General features: G+C 46.3%; 16 protein-coding genes and 1 pseudogene. 11 read left to right on the top strand and 6 right to left on the bottom strand.

The window, feature by feature from the left end; all coding sequences use genetic code 11:
• Positions 1-148: 148 nt before the first annotated feature.
• Positions 149-826 carry a response regulator transcription factor gene (locus tag RH949_RS24900; RefSeq protein WP_044205098.1) on the bottom strand — a complete coding sequence of 226 codons (678 nt, stop codon included), beginning with the start codon at positions 824-826 and terminating at the stop codon, positions 149-151.
• Between the two features lie 214 nt (positions 827-1,040).
• On the opposite strand from RH949_RS24900, the gene RH949_RS24905 reads away from it, so the two are divergent.
• The 4 genes from RH949_RS24905 (at position 1,041) to RH949_RS24920 (ending at position 6,741) form a co-directional block, all read left to right on the top strand.
• A complete protein-coding gene (locus tag RH949_RS24905) occupies positions 1,041-2,423 on the top strand; it encodes a PAS domain-containing sensor histidine kinase (protein ID WP_446356930.1) in 1,383 nt (460 codons plus the stop codon).
• A gap of 385 nt (positions 2,424-2,808) precedes the next feature.
• A complete protein-coding gene (locus RH949_RS24910) occupies positions 2,809-3,363 on the top strand; it encodes a GAF domain-containing protein (protein WP_006098954.1) in 555 nt (184 codons plus the stop codon).
• Positions 3,364-3,369: 6 nt separating this feature from the next.
• Positions 3,370-5,277, top strand: coding sequence for a hypothetical protein (locus tag RH949_RS24915; RefSeq protein WP_446356932.1), 1,908 nt, complete (start codon positions 3,370-3,372; stop codon positions 5,275-5,277).
• A 738-nt stretch (positions 5,278-6,015) separates the two neighbouring features.
• Entirely contained in the window at positions 6,016-6,741 is a 726-nt protein-coding gene (locus RH949_RS24920) for a phosphate/phosphite/phosphonate ABC transporter substrate-binding protein (protein WP_006098914.1), read from the top strand.
• 192 nt (positions 6,742-6,933) lie between these two features.
• Here the strand turns inward: RH949_RS24920 and nrtS are convergent, their stop codons facing one another.
• Positions 6,934-7,122: a nitrate/nitrite transporter NrtS gene (nrtS, locus tag RH949_RS24925; protein ID WP_269546247.1), complete on the bottom strand. Its 189-nt coding sequence runs from the start codon at positions 7,120-7,122 to the stop codon at positions 6,934-6,936.
• Between the two features lie 148 nt (positions 7,123-7,270).
• On the opposite strand from nrtS, the gene RH949_RS24930 reads away from it, so the two are divergent.
• From RH949_RS24930 to RH949_RS24940, 3 genes are all read left to right on the top strand, one after another.
• On the top strand, positions 7,271-8,740 hold the full coding sequence (locus RH949_RS24930; protein WP_446356935.1) for a glycoside hydrolase family 13 protein: 1,470 nt from the start codon (positions 7,271-7,273) through the stop codon (positions 8,738-8,740).
• Between the two features lie 234 nt (positions 8,741-8,974).
• Positions 8,975-9,622, top strand: coding sequence for a ribosome hibernation-promoting factor, HPF/YfiA family (hpf, locus tag RH949_RS24935; RefSeq protein ID WP_006098773.1), 648 nt, complete (start codon positions 8,975-8,977; stop codon positions 9,620-9,622).
• Between the two features lie 296 nt (positions 9,623-9,918).
• Positions 9,919-11,499 carry a hybrid sensor histidine kinase/response regulator gene (locus tag RH949_RS24940; protein ID WP_006098797.1) on the top strand — a complete coding sequence of 527 codons (1,581 nt, stop codon included), beginning with the start codon at positions 9,919-9,921 and terminating at the stop codon, positions 11,497-11,499.
• A gap of 41 nt (positions 11,500-11,540) precedes the next feature.
• Here the strand turns inward: RH949_RS24940 and RH949_RS24945 are convergent.
• Positions 11,541-12,771 (bottom strand): annotated as a pseudogene (locus tag RH949_RS24945) (RNA-guided endonuclease InsQ/TnpB family protein).
• A gap of 406 nt (positions 12,772-13,177) precedes the next feature.
• Between RH949_RS24945 and RH949_RS24950 the strand changes: the two are divergent.
• Both RH949_RS24950 and RH949_RS24955 read left to right on the top strand, forming a co-directional pair.
• The gene (locus RH949_RS24950; protein WP_006099036.1) at positions 13,178-13,489 is read left to right on the top strand and encodes a carbon dioxide-concentrating mechanism protein CcmK; all 312 of its coding nucleotides are present in this window, start codon (positions 13,178-13,180) and stop codon (positions 13,487-13,489) included.
• 148 nt (positions 13,490-13,637) lie between these two features.
• On the top strand, positions 13,638-13,997 hold the full coding sequence (locus RH949_RS24955) for a carbon dioxide-concentrating mechanism protein CcmK (RefSeq protein ID WP_446356939.1): 360 nt from the start codon (positions 13,638-13,640) through the stop codon (positions 13,995-13,997).
• Positions 13,998-14,230: 233 nt separating this feature from the next.
• On the opposite strand, the gene RH949_RS24960 is transcribed toward RH949_RS24955, so the two are convergent.
• A complete protein-coding gene (locus RH949_RS24960) occupies positions 14,231-14,485 on the bottom strand; it encodes a hypothetical protein (protein WP_006099052.1) in 255 nt (84 codons plus the stop codon).
• Positions 14,486-14,609: 124 nt separating this feature from the next.
• On the opposite strand from RH949_RS24960, the gene RH949_RS24965 reads away from it, so the two are divergent.
• Together RH949_RS24965 and RH949_RS24970 are read left to right on the top strand one after the other, a co-directional pair.
• Positions 14,610-14,855 carry a helix-turn-helix domain-containing protein gene (locus RH949_RS24965; protein WP_006098931.1) on the top strand — a complete coding sequence of 82 codons (246 nt, stop codon included), beginning with the start codon at positions 14,610-14,612 and terminating at the stop codon, positions 14,853-14,855.
• A 321-nt stretch (positions 14,856-15,176) separates the two neighbouring features.
• Positions 15,177-15,680: a DUF3172 domain-containing protein gene (locus RH949_RS24970; protein ID WP_006098983.1), complete on the top strand. Its 504-nt coding sequence runs from the start codon at positions 15,177-15,179 to the stop codon at positions 15,678-15,680.
• A gap of 106 nt (positions 15,681-15,786) precedes the next feature.
• On the opposite strand, the gene RH949_RS24975 is transcribed toward RH949_RS24970, so the two are convergent.
• Both RH949_RS24975 and RH949_RS24980 read right to left on the bottom strand, forming a co-directional pair.
• A complete protein-coding gene (locus RH949_RS24975; protein ID WP_446356942.1) occupies positions 15,787-18,141 on the bottom strand; it encodes a heavy metal translocating P-type ATPase in 2,355 nt (784 codons plus the stop codon).
• Between the two features lie 323 nt (positions 18,142-18,464).
• Positions 18,465-19,379, bottom strand: a complete 915-nt coding sequence (locus RH949_RS24980) for a pentapeptide repeat-containing protein (RefSeq protein ID WP_446356944.1) — start codon at positions 19,377-19,379, stop codon at positions 18,465-18,467.
• Positions 19,380-19,453 lie beyond the last annotated feature (74 nt).

Raw genomic sequence — 19,453 nt, forward strand, 5'->3', positions numbered from 1 at the left:
AAGAACCCAATCTGATGTTATTCGTGAGTTGATACGCAGGTTGTCAATCTCAGGGGTGTTGAACCCCATCGATTGACCGCCTATCCATCTCACGCCAATTTGAGTACAAATATGGCGTGAGGCTTCCGGCGTTCAGCTAAAGAAAAGATTAAGAAAAGGGTTTCAACCGATAACCAACGCTGTGAACCGTCTCAATCAAATCATCGGGCGCTCCCACGGCTTTGAGTTTGTGACGCAAGCTCTTAATGTGAGCTTTAACGGTATCTTCAAAGGGGGTGGCTTCGGCAGACCACAAATGCTCAATGATAAACTCACGGTTAATGATGCGCTGACTATTTCGCAAAAACAACTCTAGGCAGGAATACTCCTTCGGGGTTAAATGTACAGGCTGTTGATTATAGATTACTTCATGACAACTTGGATCAAGCTGTAATCGCTCCCACTCTAGCACTGGCGGTACTGAACATCCTCCCCGTCGCAACAGCGCTCGAATGCGAGCTAACAGTTCTGGCAAATCAACGGGTTTGACTACGTAGTCATCAGCGCCTGCATCTAAACTGTTCACCTTATCCGTGCTGGTGTCAAGGGCTGTGATCATCAGGATTGAGCCGTGATAACTGTTAGAACGCAGACGCCGACACAAACTGATACCATCTAACTTAGGGAGCATGACATCTAGCAAAATTAAGTCATAATAGAGGCTTGTAATTTGTCGCCAGCCGGCTTCCCCATCATTGACAACATCAACATCATAATTTTGATCGACAAGCGCCTCTGTGAGCGCTTCCGCGAGCGCGATATCGTCTTCCACCAACAAGATTTTCATAGCCAATTGATTGAATAAATCGGTAAGCCAACTCAAGTAGATATAGCAGATGCGCTATATCTTAATTTCTACTTTACCAGCCTTAACATTGGCTCTACTCATCCTCTAAAGCATCGATTCAGTAATCACAGTTAACTAATCGGACGAGTGACGTAGCTTGCTTCTTGTCGGGAGCGAGTATAACTAATGAAAAATGATCAATGACAAGTAACAAATGACACATTCTATCCAACCCAAAAATCTGCTTGCTGGTTTGGGTTTAGCATTACTGATTCTCAGTAGTCCGATCGCTGTTTATGTATGGCGGTTAATGGGATTTGCTCCCCCGGTGGTTCCGGCGCATCCTCTATTGTTAATCACCATCACTAACGGTTTCAGTATACTGCTACTAATTGGCATCTATTATCGCTTTTGGGTGCGACTTAGGCAACTGGAACAAGACAATGACAACAGCAGATTTTTGTCTCCAGAGATTCGCGATCGCCAACAAGCTGAGTTGCAAGAACAGAATTTTCTTTCAGTCATTCTTGATACCGCTAATGCCTTAATTACCGTTCTGGATAAACAGGGACGAATTATCAGATTTAATCATACCTGTGAACGACTAACCGGCTACTCCTTTGACGAAGTAAAGGGAAAGTATATTTGGGATTTGTTTTTAATTCCTGAAGACATTGAATCAGTAAAAACCATTATTAAAGAACTCCAAGCCTGTCACTTTCCCAACGAGCATAAAAATTACTGGATTACACGAGATGGCACTCGTCGCCTAATTTCCTGGTATAGTACAGTCCTGCTGGATGACAATCGTTCCGTCAAGTATTTCATCGGTATTGGTATTGATATCACCGAACGCCAGCAAGCCGAACAAATGCGTCGCCAACTCGAACGCCAGCAAGAACTGAGCCAACTCCAGCTACGCTTTTTTTCATTAGTGTCCCATGAATTTCGCACCCCCTTGAGTACGATTCTAGCCTCCGTTCAACTCTTACAACTTTGCTCGGATCAATTTTCTCCAGATAAAAAAATCAGAAATCTGCAACGGATCGAAGCCGCAACTCAACGCCTGCGGCAAATGTTAGATAATATCCTTATCATAAATCGTGCTGAAACGGGACAATTGGAGTTCCAGCCAAGGCGAGTGAATCTTGAACAGTTTTGTCAAGGAATTTTAGCGGAGATACTGCGTAATCCTGACAATCCGTATGATTTAAAGTTGGTTAGGCAGGCAGACTGTAGCCGTGCCTGTTTGGATGAACAGCTATTGCGTTCTATTTTGATCAATTTACTAACGAATTCGATTAAATATTCTCCGCCAGGTAGCACTATTATTTTACGGCTAAATTGTACAATAGCTGAGGTAATTTTTCAAGTTTGCGATCAGGGGATTGGCATTCTGGATGATGATATTATTCATGTATTTGAAGCCTTTTACCGTGGGAAAAATATTGATAGTATTCCGGGTTCAGGATTAGGGTTAACGGTTGCTAAAACTTGTGTTATCGTACAGGGTGGCAATATTAGCGTGACCAGTGAACCGGGAGTTGGCACAACGTTTACGGTAACAATTCCTTGCGAAGTCATAAGTCAAGTGTAGGGGCGGGTTTAGACACTGTAGGGGCGGGTTTAGACACTGTAGGGGCGGGTTTAGACACTGTAGGGGCGGGTTTAGACACTCAAGTAAGCTTGTCACCGATAACGGTTCAACAAAACCAGCCCTTGCTGATTAATTGTCACCGATAACGGTTCAACAAAACCAGCCCCTAAACATCGGTCAGGGCGGGTTTTGAACAAATATTAGTCATCAATAGCGAAAAGAAAATCCCTAAACCCGCCCCTACACAAAACCAGACCCCTTGAGACCCCTTGAGCCAAGCGAAGGGTTAAAACCAGGTTCCTGACGAACGAAGTGAAGGATCAAAACTTCACCAATCCCCCGCAAACGATAAAATAGCCAGTGTAACCAATAATTGGGACTTAACATGAATCAGCCAGTGCCAGGGAATCCCAAAGCCAACTCTGATTCTGACCAATCGATGACCACGGGTGATCCAGGTTTACGATCCTTTGCTGACCGTCTTGCTAAGAATTTGGCACGGGATACACTAATTCAAGGAACGACTGACTATCTGCGAAACGTGTTAGCCGTCGATCGCGTGGTTCTCTATTATTTCTATTACGAGTGGAAAGGTCAAGTCACCTTCGAGTCATTGAGTTCTCCCAAATACTCCATCTTCGGCTCGACTGGCGGCGATGAATGCTTTAATGACGAGTATGCCGAGTTGTATTATGCAGGACGAGTAAGAGCGATCGCAGATATTCAAGCCGAACCCATCGATCCCTGTCACCGCGACTTTTTGCATAGCCTTAAAGTACGTGCCAATTTAGTCGTACCGATCCTTACACCGCGACGGTTATGGGGATTACTCGCGGCTCATCATTGTCAAGATACCCATCCTTGGTCACCGTCTGACATTGAAGCCATGAAAAAAGCCGCCCGAACCCTAGCGACGGTTCCAGCAATTCGAGATAGCTAGATATCGATGAAAGTCAAAGTCCTAGTTCTAGCGCTGACAACTCTTACCGCACTCGTCGGTACGGCGGATTGGGCTGCAGATTTTCCCCTGAGTCGCTCCCTATTGTCACAGTGGCAATGGGGCGGCTCGGGGCAGTCACAAACCCTGCTCAAAGACCGTATTTTAGATGAAGGGGAAACAGAAGCCGCATTTCGGGCGCGGAGTTTGGCGATTCGGGAAAAGGTGGCGGCGGCGGATTTAGAGGGATTAGATACCTGGTGGCGTACTCGCACGATTAGTGATCCCCATAAATACTTACTTCCAGTTATTCTTGCCCGCCTCAGCTTAGGGGAACAATACGATCGCCAGCAAATCTGGGATATACTCTTGGGTTTAGATGAAGGAAAACCGGATCTTTATCACTTTCGCAGCCCCTACGATATTCGCATCTTCTTCTTATTCCGAGATACCATGCCCAAAGCGGTAAAAGCCTCTTACCGTAGTATGGTGGATTCGCCGCGTGTGCGCGAGTGGCTGGAACAGGGTACAGAAAATCATATGTTCATGCAGCGTATTTCCGGTTTAGCGCTGATGGATGGAAGTGGTTTCCCTACGCCTCTCCCGGCGACGGCGGCGACAAATGAGGCTTGGTTAAGGGCAGAATTAAATAAGTTCCTGACAATTGGACAGGGAGAGTTTCATTCTTCGACCTATTATGGGTATGCGATCGCAGGTTTGCTGAATCTCTATGATTTTGCCGATACTCCCGAATTGCGCCAGTTGGCGAAAGCCGCATTAGATTGGTACGCCGTTAATATGGCGGTGCGCTTCAGTTGGGGAACCGCAGGTGGTGCGGAAAGTCGCGGGTTTGATCGCGGGACGTGGGATGATAGTGGTTTGAGTGGCGTGGCTTGGATTTGGTGGGGGGATAGTTTGACCCAGAGCGGAGTCGAAGGGTTGACACCTGTTGAGCGTATGGATCGGGGTGTGACTAGGGTAGCATTACCTGCTGCATTAAGTGATTATCGTCCGCCGCCTCAATTGAGAGCGATCGCCCGTAAGGAAATCGAATTACCCTTTCAGCTTAAAGCCAGTCATCCTGGTTATTATAGTTATCACCAAGACAACCGATTTTGGGAAACCTTTTATGTGACTGAAGATTATAGTTTGGGTACATTAATTGACCCCAGTCGTTCGTATCAAGTCAAAGGCACTATTAATGCCCAATATGCTACCTATAAATTAGTCATCCGCGATCCCAAAGGACAAAACAATGCCGTTGTTAGTTTGGGTGGAACCTATCATTCAGACATGGCGACAGGGCGTTCTCCAGGTGATCAATACGTCCAAGAAAAGGGCGCAGTGATTTATCAGTTACGCTTAAATCCACGAGATCAAGCTGCCGATGTACCGGGGCGTTCTCACCTAGTTTTACCAACTCGATATGGGAAACCTCAGCGCTATAAGGATTGGTATATTTGGCGGATTGAAAATACCTTCCTTTGCGCCCGCCCTTGGGGTGAACAGATAGACTGGCAAAATCAGGTATCGGAGAAATATTCTGATTACCAGGTGTTAGCAGCAATCGGCAGGAATACCGCTTGGATTACCGATATAGCTAGTGTTGATGATTATCCCACAGTAGAGGCTTTACAGCAAGCCCTTGACCAAACTGAGATTCGCGAACGCTCCTGGGAGATAATGGGTCAGATTACCTATACCAGTTTAGCGGGCGATCGCTTACAGATCACCTATCAACCCAATCGAGGAGCGGGTTTAGCTCAAATTAATGGGAAAGAGCGAGTTCTCGACGATTGGGCGGTGTTGGATAGTCCTTATGTTCAGCAAGAATTAAATAGTGGTCTTTTAGAGGTGTTTTCTCCCCCAGGAAACTGGCGTCTGCGAGGCACATTGACAGGTCCAGAATGGGAGTAAGTAATCAGTAATAATTAGAGACTGCTGAATAAGTTTTGTGGTAGGGAGAGGGAACAGGCAACAGGCAACAGGCAACAGTTTCAACCCCCTGTTTATATCATGTCCGGTTGAATACCAATAATTACGGTGATGGGTTGAGGGGCAGAGGGGGAGATGGGGAGAAGTTTTTATTATGGGTAATTTTCTGGACAATATTAGGTAAGATGAGGGTTGAGGAACAATCGTCAGGGCGGATTTAGGAACAATCGTAGAGGCGGGTTTAGGAACAATCGTAGAGGCGGGTTTAGGGACAATTGTAGGGGCGGGTTTAGGGACAATTGTAGGGGCGGGTTTAGGGACAATTGTAGAGGCGGGTTTAGGGACAATTGTAGAGGCGGGTTTAGGGACAATTGTAGGGGCGGGTTTAGGGACACAATTCAGCTAGTCACCGATAACTGTTCAACAAAACGGGAGCATCCCGTTTTGGACAAAGCATTACCTAAAGTAACGCAATTGTAAGGGTTTCAGCCCCATTTAAAGAGCCAACGTGCCAAATTGGGATGCTCCCAACAAAACCCGCCCTCCCCAAAGCGTCCCGCTTAATTCATCAGTTCATATATCTCACTCTATCACCTGATGAAATTCCATACATAAAAGCCATACTTCCCATTCCTGATTGCGTTAAATTTCCATGAAAAAAGGAATCAGAGGAAGACAACAATCGTCTTCCACCAATGCACGTAAAAAATAGACCCCTCCATGAACAAGTTAACCCTGATGATTTGTCCCCATGATACAGCCAAAAAACCAGATCGATGGTTTCGCTTCATCCAATATTTGAATAATCAGCTTGATGTCAACGTACATTTAGAGGTTTCCCTGGATTTCGAGGATTTTCATCAACATCTCGATCAAGCCGATATTGTTTACGCCAACCCTGCTGATAGTATCCGCCTGCGGGAACAAGGCTTTTCTGCGGTGGTTCGTCCGATCAATCTCTATGATGAAGTGGTGTATATTGCCCATCAGGATATCGCCAATCCAACCTTAGATTCGCTGCACGAGGAAACCCTTGCCACTGTCAAAAGTATGCTACCGAGTAAGGTGGCTTTACATAGTCTCAAAGAAAAAGGAATTGTACCTGCACAACTGTTGGATAAATCCTCTTGGTTAGGAGTGATCAATAGTGTGTCCAAAAACGAAGCGCCTTTCGGCATTGTCTATAAAGACACCTACCAGGAACTCTCATCCAATACCAAGGCGAGGATTAATGCTTTTGCTGAATCGGAGGAAAAGGTCATCTTTCATAGTATCCATATTAGTCCCAATGCTATGGCTCATAAGAGTGAATTAGAGCGTGTTCTCTTAGAGATGAATACGACTCCAGCCGGAAAAGATGTGTTGCAAGAACTCAATATTGAAGGATGGTGTAAAACTACGTCCGAAGAAATTAGCACGGCTAAGGAAATTATGATGGCGGCTTAAACCATTCGATTCATCCCCAACCAACTTTTTAGTAGGGTCGGGGATGAATCACCGAATTCGATAAATATACGACTTATGACAGATGACAGATGACATTTAGATAATATCTGCATTATATGTTCCCTGTTGCCTGTTCTCTGACAAAATTCCATCATCGTTTTCGAGAGCGACTGATATATTGCCCATGAATATTCACTCCATAACCAGGTAGGTGAGTAATCCAGAAATCCAGCGATCGCGCGTCATCTTGCCCTGTACTACGGCAGAACCGTGATTAATCAGAAATAGAATAGAACCAACCATGGCAGCTACCTTAAGTGCTGTTGGCATAAGATTTTCGTCAACCAGTGCCGCACAGTAATCCTTGAGTGGTTTCATCATTGGCACAATTGAGAAATCATCCAATTTCGTTACAAATCTTTTTCTTTGGCTTAAAGACAGTTTTCGGGTAAAATATTAACTTCATAACATAAATCGTATTTAGCGAACCAGACTTGTACTCTAGTAGAGAAGAGTTAGACCATTATCAATGGAGATTCAGACCCCCGATTGGGTGAAGCACGCCGTCTTTTATCAAATATTTCCCGATCGCTTTGCCAAAGGCAATCCACCCCATTCGCAAGTGGCTAAAACCCTTCCCCTAGAACCCTGGGATGCCCTGCCCACTTTACAAGGCTATAAGGGCGGAGATCTTTGGGGCGTAATGGAAAAACTTGATTATTTGCAAGATTTAGGCATTAATGCCATTTACTTTACTCCCATCTTTCAATCTGCCAGTAACCACCGTTACCACACTCACGATTATTATCAGATCGACCCGGTATTAGGGGGGAATGGTACATTCATGAAACTCTTGGAAGAATGTCATCAGCGGGAGATGAAAGTCGTCCTGGATGGTGTATTTAACCATGCCAGTCGCGGCTTCTTCTTCTTCCATGACATTCTCGAAAATGGTCCTTATTCGCCGTGGTTAGATTGGTTTAAGATTGAGCGCTGGCCCCTATCAGCCTATGATGGCGACAAACCCGCTAACTATGTCGGTTGGGAAGGCAATCGGGCGTTACCTGAATTTAACCATGATAATCCCGACGTGCGGGAATATATTATGCAGGTTGCCGAATATTGGATTAAACTCGGCGTCGATGGTTGGCGCTTAGATGTCGCGTATGAGATTGAAGCGCCAGGATTTTGGCAAGAATTTCGCGATCGCATCAAAGCCATTAACCCAGATGCCTATATTGTCGGCGAAGTGTGGGTAGACTCCCGTCAGTGGCTAGATGGGACTCAATTTGACGGGGTAATGAACTACCTATTCACCGGACCCACCATTGCCTTTACCGCAGGCGATCGCGTGATTCGGGACTACGTCGAACAACCTTCTTACGAACCCTATCCGCCCCTAGATGCACCCGGTTATGCGGCTAAAATCGAGCATCTGTTACAGTTATACCCCTGGGAAATTCAACTCACCCAACTCAACCTGCTAGCCAGTCATGATACAGCCCGACTGCTATCTATTGCTGAAGGAGGGAAAAACGATCCATCCGCCGAAGCGATCGAAAGCGTTAAGCTAGCTACGCTATTACTGTTTACCTTTCTCGGTGCCCCCAGCATCTATTATGGCGATGAAGTGGGGTTACCTGGCGCATTAGATCCAGACTCCCGACGGGGTTTTCCCTTAGAATCTCAATGGAATCCAGAGATTCTCGATTGTCATCGTCAGCTTATTGCCCTGCGTCATAATCGCCCCGCACTGCGTACAGGTAGCTATCAAGTGCTGTTCGCTAAGGGAATGACGTATGTCTTTGCCCGTCAACTGGAGGCAGATGAATTAATTATTGCCGTTAATGCCGGAACCACAACCGCCCAAGTTCAGGTGGAAGTGCCGCCAGAGTTATCACCACGCCATCAAATCGTGTACGGTGACGCCAGCTTCACCTGGAATCAAAACCATTTGGCGATCGACTTACCGCCTCGGACAGGTTGTATTTTGGGTTAACTTATCCGTTCAGGCACAGGTGTAGGGGGAGTTGTCAGATCACTCCCCCATTTCCCTTATCTACTGTTTTTAGCGGATTCCCTGAGTGGAAAGTTACAGTTTTGTAAAGTATTGCTGCTTACATCCGGAAGTCACGACAGTCAGTCCTACAATAGGAGTATCCTCCAAGAGCAACTAAGACCAGCCCTAGCTCTGCTCTATTACGACACAATAGTACAGGACGGAGTAGTCAGTATGAAGCTTGTGATCCAGGGCAAGAACATTGAAATCACTGATTCAATTCGAGAATATGTTAATCAAAAAATAGAAAAAGCGGTCAATCACTTTCAAAATATGACGACTGAGGTGGACGTGCATCTCTCTGTTGCCCGTAATCCTCGGATCAACACGAAGCAAACTGCCGAAGTTACCATTTATGCCAATAAAACCGTAATTCGTGCCCAGGAGAGTAGCGAAGACTTGTATGCCAGTATCGATCTGGTTGCCGATAAGATTCAGCGCCAACTGCGTAAATACAAAGAAAAGCAGCAAAAGAAAACTCAGACCCAACCGAAAACTGGTGCTGTTATTCATGAAGCACCTGTGGTTGAGGATCTAATTGGCGATCGCACTCCCGAACTGCCCACAGAAGTCGTGCGGATGAAATATTTCGCCATGCCGCCGATGACTATCGAAGAAGCCACGGAACAGCTTCAACTGGTCGATCATGACTTCTATATGTTCCGGAATGCGAAAACTGACGAGATTAATGTCATTTATGAACGCAATCACGGCGGATATGGTGTGATTCAGCCTCGCAATGGCAATGGTCATACCAATCATACCAATGGCAAGACTGCCCAAAATGTTGAGGCGGTAACTGATACATCAACAGTTTCATAGCATCTGTTATCAAACTTGGTGTCCTCTCTTGATTCTCCCCCGAGTGACAGGCGGGGGATTATCTCATTGGTCATTGGTCATTGGTCATTGGTCATTTGTCATTCGTCATTTGTCATTTGGTCAGGGCGGGTTTTGCAGCCAAGCTAAGGAAAACCATCAATATTAGTCCCTAAACCCGCCCCTACACACAGATACACCATGGTACGTTTTTACCATGACTGTCCTCATCTGCCTCATCTCCCCCATCTTTGGGATTACCATTGAGTTGGGACTGTAGTACATCGAGGATTAGTGGCGTGGCAAGGGCAAAGATTCTAATTGTCGAAGATGAAATTATTACCGCTCAAGCCATTGCTGGTCAACTCAAACGACTGGGTTACGACGTGGTAGATATCGCCAATTCAGGTACAGCCGCCCTCGCTAAAGTCGCGCAAACTTGTCCAGATCTGGTGTTGATGGATATTGTTCTCAAACACCGAGACATGGATGGAATTGAAGCCGCCGAGCAGATTCGCAACCAATTTAAAATACCCGTCATCTACCTGACGGCACACTCCGAGGCGGCTACCTTGGCGCGTGCGAAAGTGACAGAGCCATTTGGCTATATTGTCAAGCCCTTTAATCAACGCGATTTAGGGATTACCATCGAAATTGCCCTTTATAAGCATCAAACCCAACAGCAGTTAATCGAACGCGAGGAATTTCTCTCCACGATTCTTGACTCAACCCATGATGCGGTAGTCGCAACGGATGCAACAGGCGGCATTACCTATATGAATCCTATCGCCCAAACCATAACGGGTTGGTCGTCTACTGAAGCGATGGACAAACCCGTTACTGAAGTGGTACAAATTTTCGATGAAGCCACGAATACAGTTGTGGAAAACCCGGTGATACGGCTGCTGCGGGGTGAACCTGTGCCGAATCAAGGACATAATCGCCTGTTGATTGCTAGAGATGGAACCAAAACGCCCATCGTCGATCACGTTTCCTTAATGCGCCCTAATGATGATGACATCAAGGGTGCTGTTTTAGTCGTTTGCAATATCAGCGAACGTCGTCAAGCCCAAGCCTTAGAACTGGAACGGGTTAAACTAGCCACGGAAGTCGCCGAACGTCAAAAAGCTGAAGCCGAAATTCGCAAAGCCTTAACCACTGAACAGGAATTGAGCGAACTGAAATCTCGGGTTGTGGCAATGATTTCCCACGAATACCGCACGCCCTTGGCAGTCATTTTAACCTCAACGGAACTCCTTAAACGCTACAGTACCCAGTTATCACAGGAGAAACAACAAACCTATTTAGACCGAATTCAAATGGGCGTCAAGCAGATGGCTCAACTGGTGGAAGAGGTTCTCACGTTTAATAAAGCCCAAGCTGGCGAACTTCAGTTTAATCCCGAACCGTTGAATATGGAAGACTTTTGTCTGCAATTGGTAGATGAACAGCGACTGATGGTTGGCGATCGCTATACGTTGACCTATAATCCTCAACTCTCGTCTGGTGAAGCGGAGTTGGATAAGCAGATGCTGCGACATATTGTCACCAATCTCCTCAGCAATGCGATTAAGTATTCTGCCAAAGGTACTACGGTTTCCTTGTCCCTACGCCGCGAGGATGACACCCTGATCATCCAGGTTCAAGATCAAGGGATTGGTATTCCCGAATCGGAGCAACCGCGATTATTTTCCCCCTTTTTCCGCGCCAGCAATGTCAGCACAATTGCCGGGACGGGGATGGGATTGTCTATTGTTAAAAATTGTGTAGACTTGCATCAGGGGCAGATTGCGATCGCGAGTGAGGTAGGCAAAGGGACAACGGTGACGGTGACGTTACCTGTCAACGCTAAGCCGTCGTCCGGAGATGCGACCCATTAAGACGTATCAATTGATCAAGTTTTATCCCATGTGACATACTCCTACACCAACCTGAGTACAGGTATGGTGTAGGCTTCGCAACCAATCCGGCTATTGCTTAGGAGGCGTTGCGCTTTAAGAACGGGATGCCCCTCCGCTCTATTTCTGATATTAATAGCTGCATTGTGGTCACGATCAAGACTGCACCCACAATCAGGGCAGTTGTGCCAACGCATAAACAGCTTTTTAGGTACTTTCTCGCCGCAATTGGAGCAATCCTGTGAGGTATTATGGGCGCTGACTGGGATTACCAACTTTCCCAGCATTGTCGGCTTTGTTTGTCAGTATCGACAGAAAGTTTGACCACCCAGCATCTAGCACGGATTTAGCCAATCTTGTACGAGCAAGTCCTTTGATGTTCAACTCTTCATGAGCCACTACGTCGTACTTTGACAGCAGATAATTAGCTGTCTTGAAGTGAAAGTCTTTCCGCTTGTCTGCTACTTTCTTGTGTTGTTTTCCTAGTTGCTTGATAGCTTTGAGTCTACCGTTGCCTCCCTTTTTTCTACGAGATACTCGCTTTTGGAGAACTTGCAGACGTTTTTGAGATTTGCGGTAATGTTGAGGAATAGCAATGGTTTCGCCATCAGAAGTCGTTAAAAATTCCTTCAATCCCATATCGATCCCAGCGATTCTGTCCGGGTTAAAATCTGGCTTGATTTCTGGAACTGTTTTGTCTTCGAGGGAAAGCGTTAAATAGTAACCATCAGCTTTCAATGTAACAGATGCGGTCTTGATTTTCAACCCGTCAGGAATGGGACGATGCAGTATGACTTTAATTTTCCCAAGTTTCGGTAAGTTAATCAATTTACCTTGTAGACATCCCTCTTTCATCTGAGGATAGGTAAAAGTGCGATAACGGTTACGAGCCTTAAACCGAGGTCTACCACTTCTTTTGCCATTGCTATCACCCAAAAGATACCGGTCAAATGTCACCTTCACTCGCTTAACTACATCTTGAAGGACTTGAGAATGAATCTCACCGTACCAAGGATGTGTCTCTTTGAGATGCGGTAAAGTTTTCTTTTGACTGTAGTAGTCAGGATTGTCCCTTAATTCGGGTAGGTGACAAACCAGAGGACAAGCATTAACGGAACAACGGTTTTGTTCATACCAGTTGAACCTATCTGCTAATAGATAGTTGTACTGAGCGCACAGCATTGATAGCCATCTGTCTAGTTCTGTGACTTGGTGTTTGGTTGGACGCAATCGGTACTGGTAGGCTGTTCTCACTTGCTTTCTCCTGTTTATCGACCTATGCAACAGTATACTATATGGATGAACACCTGTCAGTACAAAATGGTCACTGAGCGGAGCCGAAGTGAAAGATAAAAAACTAGAAATCAGAATTACTAGCTATGAAATGCGGCAACTAGAACAAGAAGCTACTAGGCGCGGAATGACAAAATCCGAGTTAGTTAGAAGTCTCATTGCCCGTTTTCCGGCTCCCGTGTAACTTGGTCATCTCCGTCCCTCCGATGACCCGCCTATCCATCCCGACACCAAGCGGAGTACCGCTATGGTGTGGGGCTTCCGGCGTTAAGCTAAAAAATAATCTATAATTTCACCTCAATGGGTGATAAAGCCCCGTACAATATAGTTTGATAGAATCTTTTGAGGTGGAGGTAACAGAGCAATCATGCCCGCAGCCGTTGGGACGATTGAAACGTTAGGGTTTCCTGGGGTACTTGCCGCAGCAGACGCCATGGTCAAAGCTGGCGCGGTTACCCTGGTGAAGTTTGATCGCAATGAAAGTGGTCGCTTTATGGTCAGCGTTCGGGGCAAAATATCTGAAGTTAAGGTGGCTGTAGATGCGGGTCTAGAAGCGGTGGAGAAAACACACGGCGCTGAGATAACCGGTTACTACATCATTCCTAATCCCCACGAAAATGTTGACACCGTTCTACCGATTGAATATACCAGTCAAGTTGAACAGTTTCGCTCATTTTAACTGAGTAAGAGAAGGGGAAATGTTTCAGTGACTCTATGTCTGGTTCGCGATTAAAAGCTAAAGACAAAGAGTATGTTCCTGAAAAAATACCCATAATTCGTAGAATAAGTTTTTGAGTTCATTAATTCATTGATTGAGGAGATTGGCAATGTCAATAGTAGCAGTTGGGTCAATTGAAACCAAGGGTTTTCCCGGTATATTAGCCGCCGCAGATGCTATGGTTAAAGCGGGTCGAGTGACCATAGTCGGCTATATCCGCGTTGGTAGCGCTCGTTTTAATCTGAATATTCGTGGCGATGTTTCCGAGGTAAAAACCGCCATGGATGCTGGAATTGCAGCCGTTGAAAAAACCTATGGTGCAACCTTAGAATCGTGGGTGATTATTCCCCGCCCTCATGAAAATGTGGAGTGTGTTCTGCCAATTGCGTACACAGAAGAGGTTGAGCAGTACAGAGAAGCGGTTGAGAATCCATTAGTCCAAGGTAGAGGAAACGGGTTGCAACGTTAGGAAAATAAGGAAAAGTTTTGTCTCTGGTAGGTTGAGGAATTCGCTTAAGGTAATGGTTTGATCTAGCTATATCAGGACACGATATTATCGTGCCCCTACCCCATCTCAGGGATAATTGATTGGGTAGGGGTACAGCATTGCCGTACCCTTATGATAGTTAGCGATAACCTCTCAATTTAATCAATAACAAACCTGCCTTCTGCTATATCGCGCCAGCGAATCACACCCAGGATTCAATCCACCATGATCTGTCGCCTCAACAGACTCATCATTTCTCCCGAAGCACCATAAGGAATCGGTGGACTCCATTCCCTTACCTCGGCAAACCGTAAGCGATGCAGCGTTTTGATAATGCTGTTGATCCCTTTACGGGAACCAATCACCATCACCTTAATAAATTCTTTCCTGGAAACTGGATCGCTAGAAGCCTGAATAGAAACCTGAGCAGAGGGCAATTGATTGTCATTTGGCACAAAGTACGCTTGCATTTGAGTTCACCTGATTTATACCCAATCATGTTGTTGGTTCCAACAACATCTAGATCAATTCTGCCAGATGTTGTGAGTTCCAACAACATTTACTTGCGGATCATCCTCTGACACGATTAGAGGTATGGGAAAAGCGGGAAAAGCTCTCAGACAAGCATTGAAGACATACGGCATCAGTCAAAACAAGCTAGCCGTAACTTTGAAGGTTGATCGTTCAGTTGTATTTCACTGGTTTCACGAAAATCGAGATCCCTCAGCCGAAACCGTGGTGCAGATTGCTGAGGCACTTCATAGCCTCAATCCTGATGCAGCAGCAGAATTTATCCGACTGTACGTGGGTGATTTCCTCAAGAGTGATGAGGAAGATTGAAGGGACGTTTAATGTGGTCTTAGTAGACAACATAGACAACATCAAGTCTAGCCAAATGTGATTTGACAAGAGTGAAGCTGTCAGCCAAATCGCTCTAAGCCAAGATATGCATACAGTGTAGCGATTTGTCAAAGGGGAACTTCAGGTTAACAGTGAGTCAGGGAACCAAGAATCCCCGTCTATGCAGTAGCATGGTCGGGGAGTGTCAATCCCGATAAAATATACTTAGTTCCTGATATAGGGTCTTAAAAGTGACCGTCTGGTATTTTAATATCCCTCTAATCATTCCCTGGCAATTTTAGTAAAGTTGATTCAACCCCTATGAGACGTCGAACTAACCCCATCGCTTCTATCCTGAACGCCACCACCCTAGCCATTCTCGGCGGGATTTTTATCCTGGGAATTGGCGTCGGTATCGCCTTTAGTTCCACCGCCAGTCCCAATCTGGAAAATGTAGCATCCCGTGAAGCTATTGACCGCAGTGCGCCCAATCCGGAATTATGTATCCAGTATGGTGCCAGTGCGATGGTTACAGATATGCGGGTTTTTGTTACCCTCAACCCCTTTAACGTTTACGTCACCCAGCCGAGTATGCGCCCCGGATGTGTTTTGCGCCGGAACAACTGGGCAATTTTAGAGAAACGGAACCTGGTTACTTCGGATCAAGTGAAATCCTGTAAAAATCGGATGAATACCTTTGGCTTCACCGGTCCATTGGAAGGTAATCCAGAAATTGAATGTATCTATCAGAATGAGGTAGAGGATAACTTATTCCTTACCAAACCAGGAGGAGGCAGTTCACCCTCTGAAACCGATAAGTTTTAACGCCTATCTCGCCTACCATCTAAGGTGTAGAGACGTTGCATGCAACGTCTCTACATTTTTGTGTAATCGGGCAACGAATACATTCCCTGTTCCCTGTTCCCTTCTTCTAATCCCGATGCATTAAAGGTCGCAATGCATTTAACCCAGCTACGATCGCACTCCCATTATGCACCCCTGTGGCAACTAGGGGATGAAGTCCCACCGTTGACGCCAATCCCAACGCCGCCACATTGGGAGTAACAGCTAAGGCTGTATTCTGCTTGACAATTGCCAGAGTTTGTTTACCGATCGCGATCGCATCCAGTAAACTAGCTAAGTCATTCTCCATTAGCACCACATCCGCTGTTTCCCTCGCCACCGCTGAACCATCACCAAAGGAAATCGATACATCTGCATACGCCAGCGCCACGGAATCATTTAACCCATCCCCGGTAAACGCTACCGTTTTCCCCTGTTCTTTTAACCGACGCACCACCTCAGCTTTGGTTTGGGGGAAGGCTTCGGCGTGAACCTGAGACAAGGGAATCTCTAACTCCTGCGCCACGGCTACGGCTTTAGTTTGGCTATCCCCCGTTAGCAGATGAATCTCCATGCCATACTCATGCTGCAACTGATGAATCACCCGGCGGCTTTCTAAGCGCAAGGGATCTTTATATTGAATCACCCCTTGGAATTCATCCTCACACGCCACATAAATTAAGGAAGAATCAGCCGAAATGGGACAATCTTGCTGGCACCCCCAGAGTTGACGACAACAGGGATGCTGATCATAAAAACAATCCACACTAATCCCAGCTTGCCGCAAAAAGCGATCGCTTCCTACTAATACTCTCTCACCGTCAATCTCAGCCCGCACACCTAATCCGACTTCATAATTCCACTCACCACGGGGTAAGATCTCAATACCCTGTTCCTCCACGTAACGCATTACCGCTTCAGCCACTGGATGAGTCAACCGTTGTTCTGCTGCGGCTGCAAGTTCTAAGATACGTTGTGCCGACAAGCGATTGGTTACGGTTTCCATCGCCACAACTTGAATATTCCCCTGCGTTAACGTTCCCGTCTTATCGAAAACAATCGTATCCACCTGGGCAAGTTGTTCCAATGCTCGTCCCGAACGGACTAAAATACCATGGCGCGTGGCATGGGTGAGGGCGGCAAGAAAGGTGGTGGGAATCGAGACACGCATCCCGGTAACAAAGTCTAGGGTTAGAATAGACGCTGCCCTAGCCGGATTCCGAGTAATTGCCCAAACCCCACTGGCGAGGAGAAACGCGGGCATAATTGACCGTTCTGCCAGTTGTGCCGCATAATTTTCCATGCGGGTATCATGGACGGGCGCTTGCTGGGCTAACTGAATACTCGCACCCGCGCAGGTATCTGCCCCAACTCGTTCCACTTTGATATACAATTCACCCGATCGCACTAATGTGGATGCATAGACGGTTTGTCCAGCTTCTCGTACCACAGGCATAGATTCCCCAGTGAGTTTCTGTTGATCAATCGTGGCATTTCCCCGCAATACCATGCCATCAACGGGAATTTGTTCGCCCGGATAAACGATTACAGTATCCCCAGGTTTTACCTCAGTCAATGGAACCTGCTGTTTTTCCCCATTACACTCCACCCAAGCATATTGTCCGATAGAATCGAGTAAATCCGTGGCTTGAGCCTGAGACGAACGAGCCGTGCGATCGCGGATAATATCTCCTAATTCGTGAAGTGTCATCATCAGGGCGGGTGTCAGCCAGTTTCCCTGAATTGAAGATAAAGTAATCGCCACCAAATCCAAGCTATCAATCGTGAGCCGACGTTCCCCCAGCAAACTGGTGATGGCACGTTTCGCCACAGGTAACCCCGCCACAGCGACAGAACCCGCCACCAGCGATTGAGGAATGGGCAGGCGCAACGGACCGGCTAACAGGGCGAGGAGAGTAGCCAGGGCGGGACGTTTCAATTCAGACCAATCATTTTCGTCTAGTGATTGGGGATTGGGATTTGGGGATTGGGATTCCCCAAGTAGGGCGGGTTTAGTCAAGTTAGCGGTTTCTTGGGTAACGTTATCGGTCAAACCCGCCCCTACAAATTGGCTCCCCTGCTCCCTGTCTCGTCTTCCAGAGGTTTGAATCAACTCCAGCAACACCCTACGCATCTGAACATCAGACAGCCTCTGAGTGTTATAGCCAATTACAATAGAGGCGGCGGCGCGACGAATACGCACCTGAGTTATCCCATCTTGGGACGCCATCAATGCTTCTAAACAATGGGCATAATCAGCATCATCCACCAACCGAGGCACGCGAAATCGCACCCGTCCCGGAATCGAATGCACCAAGCGACAAGCGATTCTCCCAGACGGTGCAGCCGTATTCCTTGACGGCTTTGCCCAATTGAAATAGTTGGAGTTATCATAACTTGCGTAGCTTGCGATCGCGTCCCATCGGATGTCCAGATTTACCATACTCATGCCTCAGAACTTTTGATTGGTCGTTAGGCATTTCTACTATAAAACGTTAAGGATGGTTAATTCAGAGTTGGCAATTTTTATTCACAAATTATTAAGATATTAGTCGATAATTCAACGATTTTTATGAATTTCTAGATCCATCAGGTTTCCTGAAGCCGAGGACTCCCGCGAACACGCTGAAGGAAAAGAAATTATAGCGGTACTAAGACAGATTAGGATATTCTTTACTGTTCCCTGTTCCCTGTTCCCTGTTCCCTCTTGGACTAACTGATGTCCTTTCCGTACCTCGTAGTGCTATAAGTCGTTAACCCCAACGGTTAACTGGCTTCACAACCTGTATTCGAGGTAGAACCATCTGGCATCGTCACCCCACATAAATTCGATTTTCTCAACTCAGCATCACTTAAATCAGCGCCATTGAGATTAGCGCCACTCATGTTAATATCCACAAGACGAGCGGAGTTCAAATTCGCCTCACTCAAATTCGCATTCACCAAGAAAGCCTTAAGCAGATTGGCATTACTGAGGTTAGCCCCCGTTAGATTAGCATTCTCAAAGTTAGCCTTTTCTAAGTCAGTATTGCTCAGGTTGGCGTTGATGAGCTTGGCATTGACTAAAAAAGCATGGCTCAGATTTGCCCCCGTTAGATTGACATTAAGTAGATTAGCATCGACTAAAAAAGCATGAACCAAACTTGCCCCAGTTAGATTTGCATTGACTAAATTTGCACCAATTAAATTGGTGTGATGGGTATAGACCATGTTAGCTTCTTTGTAGATATCACTACTCAGATTTGCTTCCGTGAGATTGGCTCCTTCCAGATTAGCTGCCATTAACCAAGCACCTCTCAAAGACGCATTACTGAGATCTGCATTTTGAAAGTTAGCAGAGGAGAGAAGCGTTCGACTGGTTCTCCGCGCATCCAAATTGGCTTTTCTGAGATTAGTATTTTCTAGAGTTGCCCGTTCGAGATTACTCCCTTTTAAATTAGCCTCACTCAAATCAGCATCGTTCAAATTAACTCTTGCCATATTAACATCGACCAAACGAGCAGAATGCAAATTAGCACCCTGAAGATTCACATTAACCAAGTACGCTTTAGTTAAATCTGCATTGCTGAAGTTCGCGCCAGCGAGATTTGATCCGGCTAAATTAGCACCCCCCGCTTCCCCTGCTCCCTCTGCTCCCCCTGCTTCATCGTATCTACGAAGCTGCTCAAGTATTTTTGCCAAGCTGCACTAGGGATAAAGAGTGGTAACAATTAACCCCTCCCTAACCCTCCCCTTGTCAAGGGGAGGGAACTCGA

This window comes from Coleofasciculus sp. A1-SPW-01 (assembly GCF_040217205.1).
In the GTDB taxonomy this organism is placed as follows: Bacteria; Cyanobacteriota; Cyanobacteriia; order Cyanobacteriales; family Coleofasciculaceae; genus Coleofasciculus; species Coleofasciculus chthonoplastes_A.

What these genes read in the sequence shown, in the direction of transcription:
- RH949_RS24900 (WP_044205098.1), bottom strand. Translation starts at nt 826, where the DNA reads ATGAAAATCTTGTTGGTGGAAGACGATATCGCGCTCGCGGAAGCGCTC.
- RH949_RS24905 (WP_446356930.1), top strand. Translation starts at nt 1,041, where the DNA reads ATGACACATTCTATCCAACCCAAAAATCTGCTTGCTGGTTTGGGTTTA.
- RH949_RS24910 (WP_006098954.1), top strand. Translation starts at nt 2,809, where the DNA reads ATGAATCAGCCAGTGCCAGGGAATCCCAAAGCCAACTCTGATTCTGAC.
- RH949_RS24915 (WP_446356932.1), top strand. Translation starts at nt 3,370, where the DNA reads ATGAAAGTCAAAGTCCTAGTTCTAGCGCTGACAACTCTTACCGCACTC.
- RH949_RS24920 (WP_006098914.1), top strand. Translation starts at nt 6,016, where the DNA reads ATGAACAAGTTAACCCTGATGATTTGTCCCCATGATACAGCCAAAAAA.
- nrtS (WP_269546247.1), bottom strand. Translation starts at nt 7,122, where the DNA reads ATGATGAAACCACTCAAGGATTACTGTGCGGCACTGGTTGACGAAAAT.
- RH949_RS24930 (WP_446356935.1), top strand. Translation starts at nt 7,271, where the DNA reads ATGGAGATTCAGACCCCCGATTGGGTGAAGCACGCCGTCTTTTATCAA.
- hpf (WP_006098773.1), top strand. Translation starts at nt 8,975, where the DNA reads ATGAAGCTTGTGATCCAGGGCAAGAACATTGAAATCACTGATTCAATT.
- RH949_RS24950 (WP_006099036.1), top strand. Translation starts at nt 13,178, where the DNA reads ATGCCCGCAGCCGTTGGGACGATTGAAACGTTAGGGTTTCCTGGGGTA.
- RH949_RS24955 (WP_446356939.1), top strand. Translation starts at nt 13,638, where the DNA reads ATGTCAATAGTAGCAGTTGGGTCAATTGAAACCAAGGGTTTTCCCGGT.
- RH949_RS24960 (WP_006099052.1), bottom strand. Translation starts at nt 14,485, where the DNA reads ATGCAAGCGTACTTTGTGCCAAATGACAATCAATTGCCCTCTGCTCAG.
- RH949_RS24965 (WP_006098931.1), top strand. Translation starts at nt 14,610, where the DNA reads ATGGGAAAAGCGGGAAAAGCTCTCAGACAAGCATTGAAGACATACGGC.
- RH949_RS24970 (WP_006098983.1), top strand. Translation starts at nt 15,177, where the DNA reads ATGAGACGTCGAACTAACCCCATCGCTTCTATCCTGAACGCCACCACC.
- RH949_RS24975 (WP_446356942.1), bottom strand. Translation starts at nt 18,141, where the DNA reads ATGGTAAATCTGGACATCCGATGGGACGCGATCGCAAGCTACGCAAGT.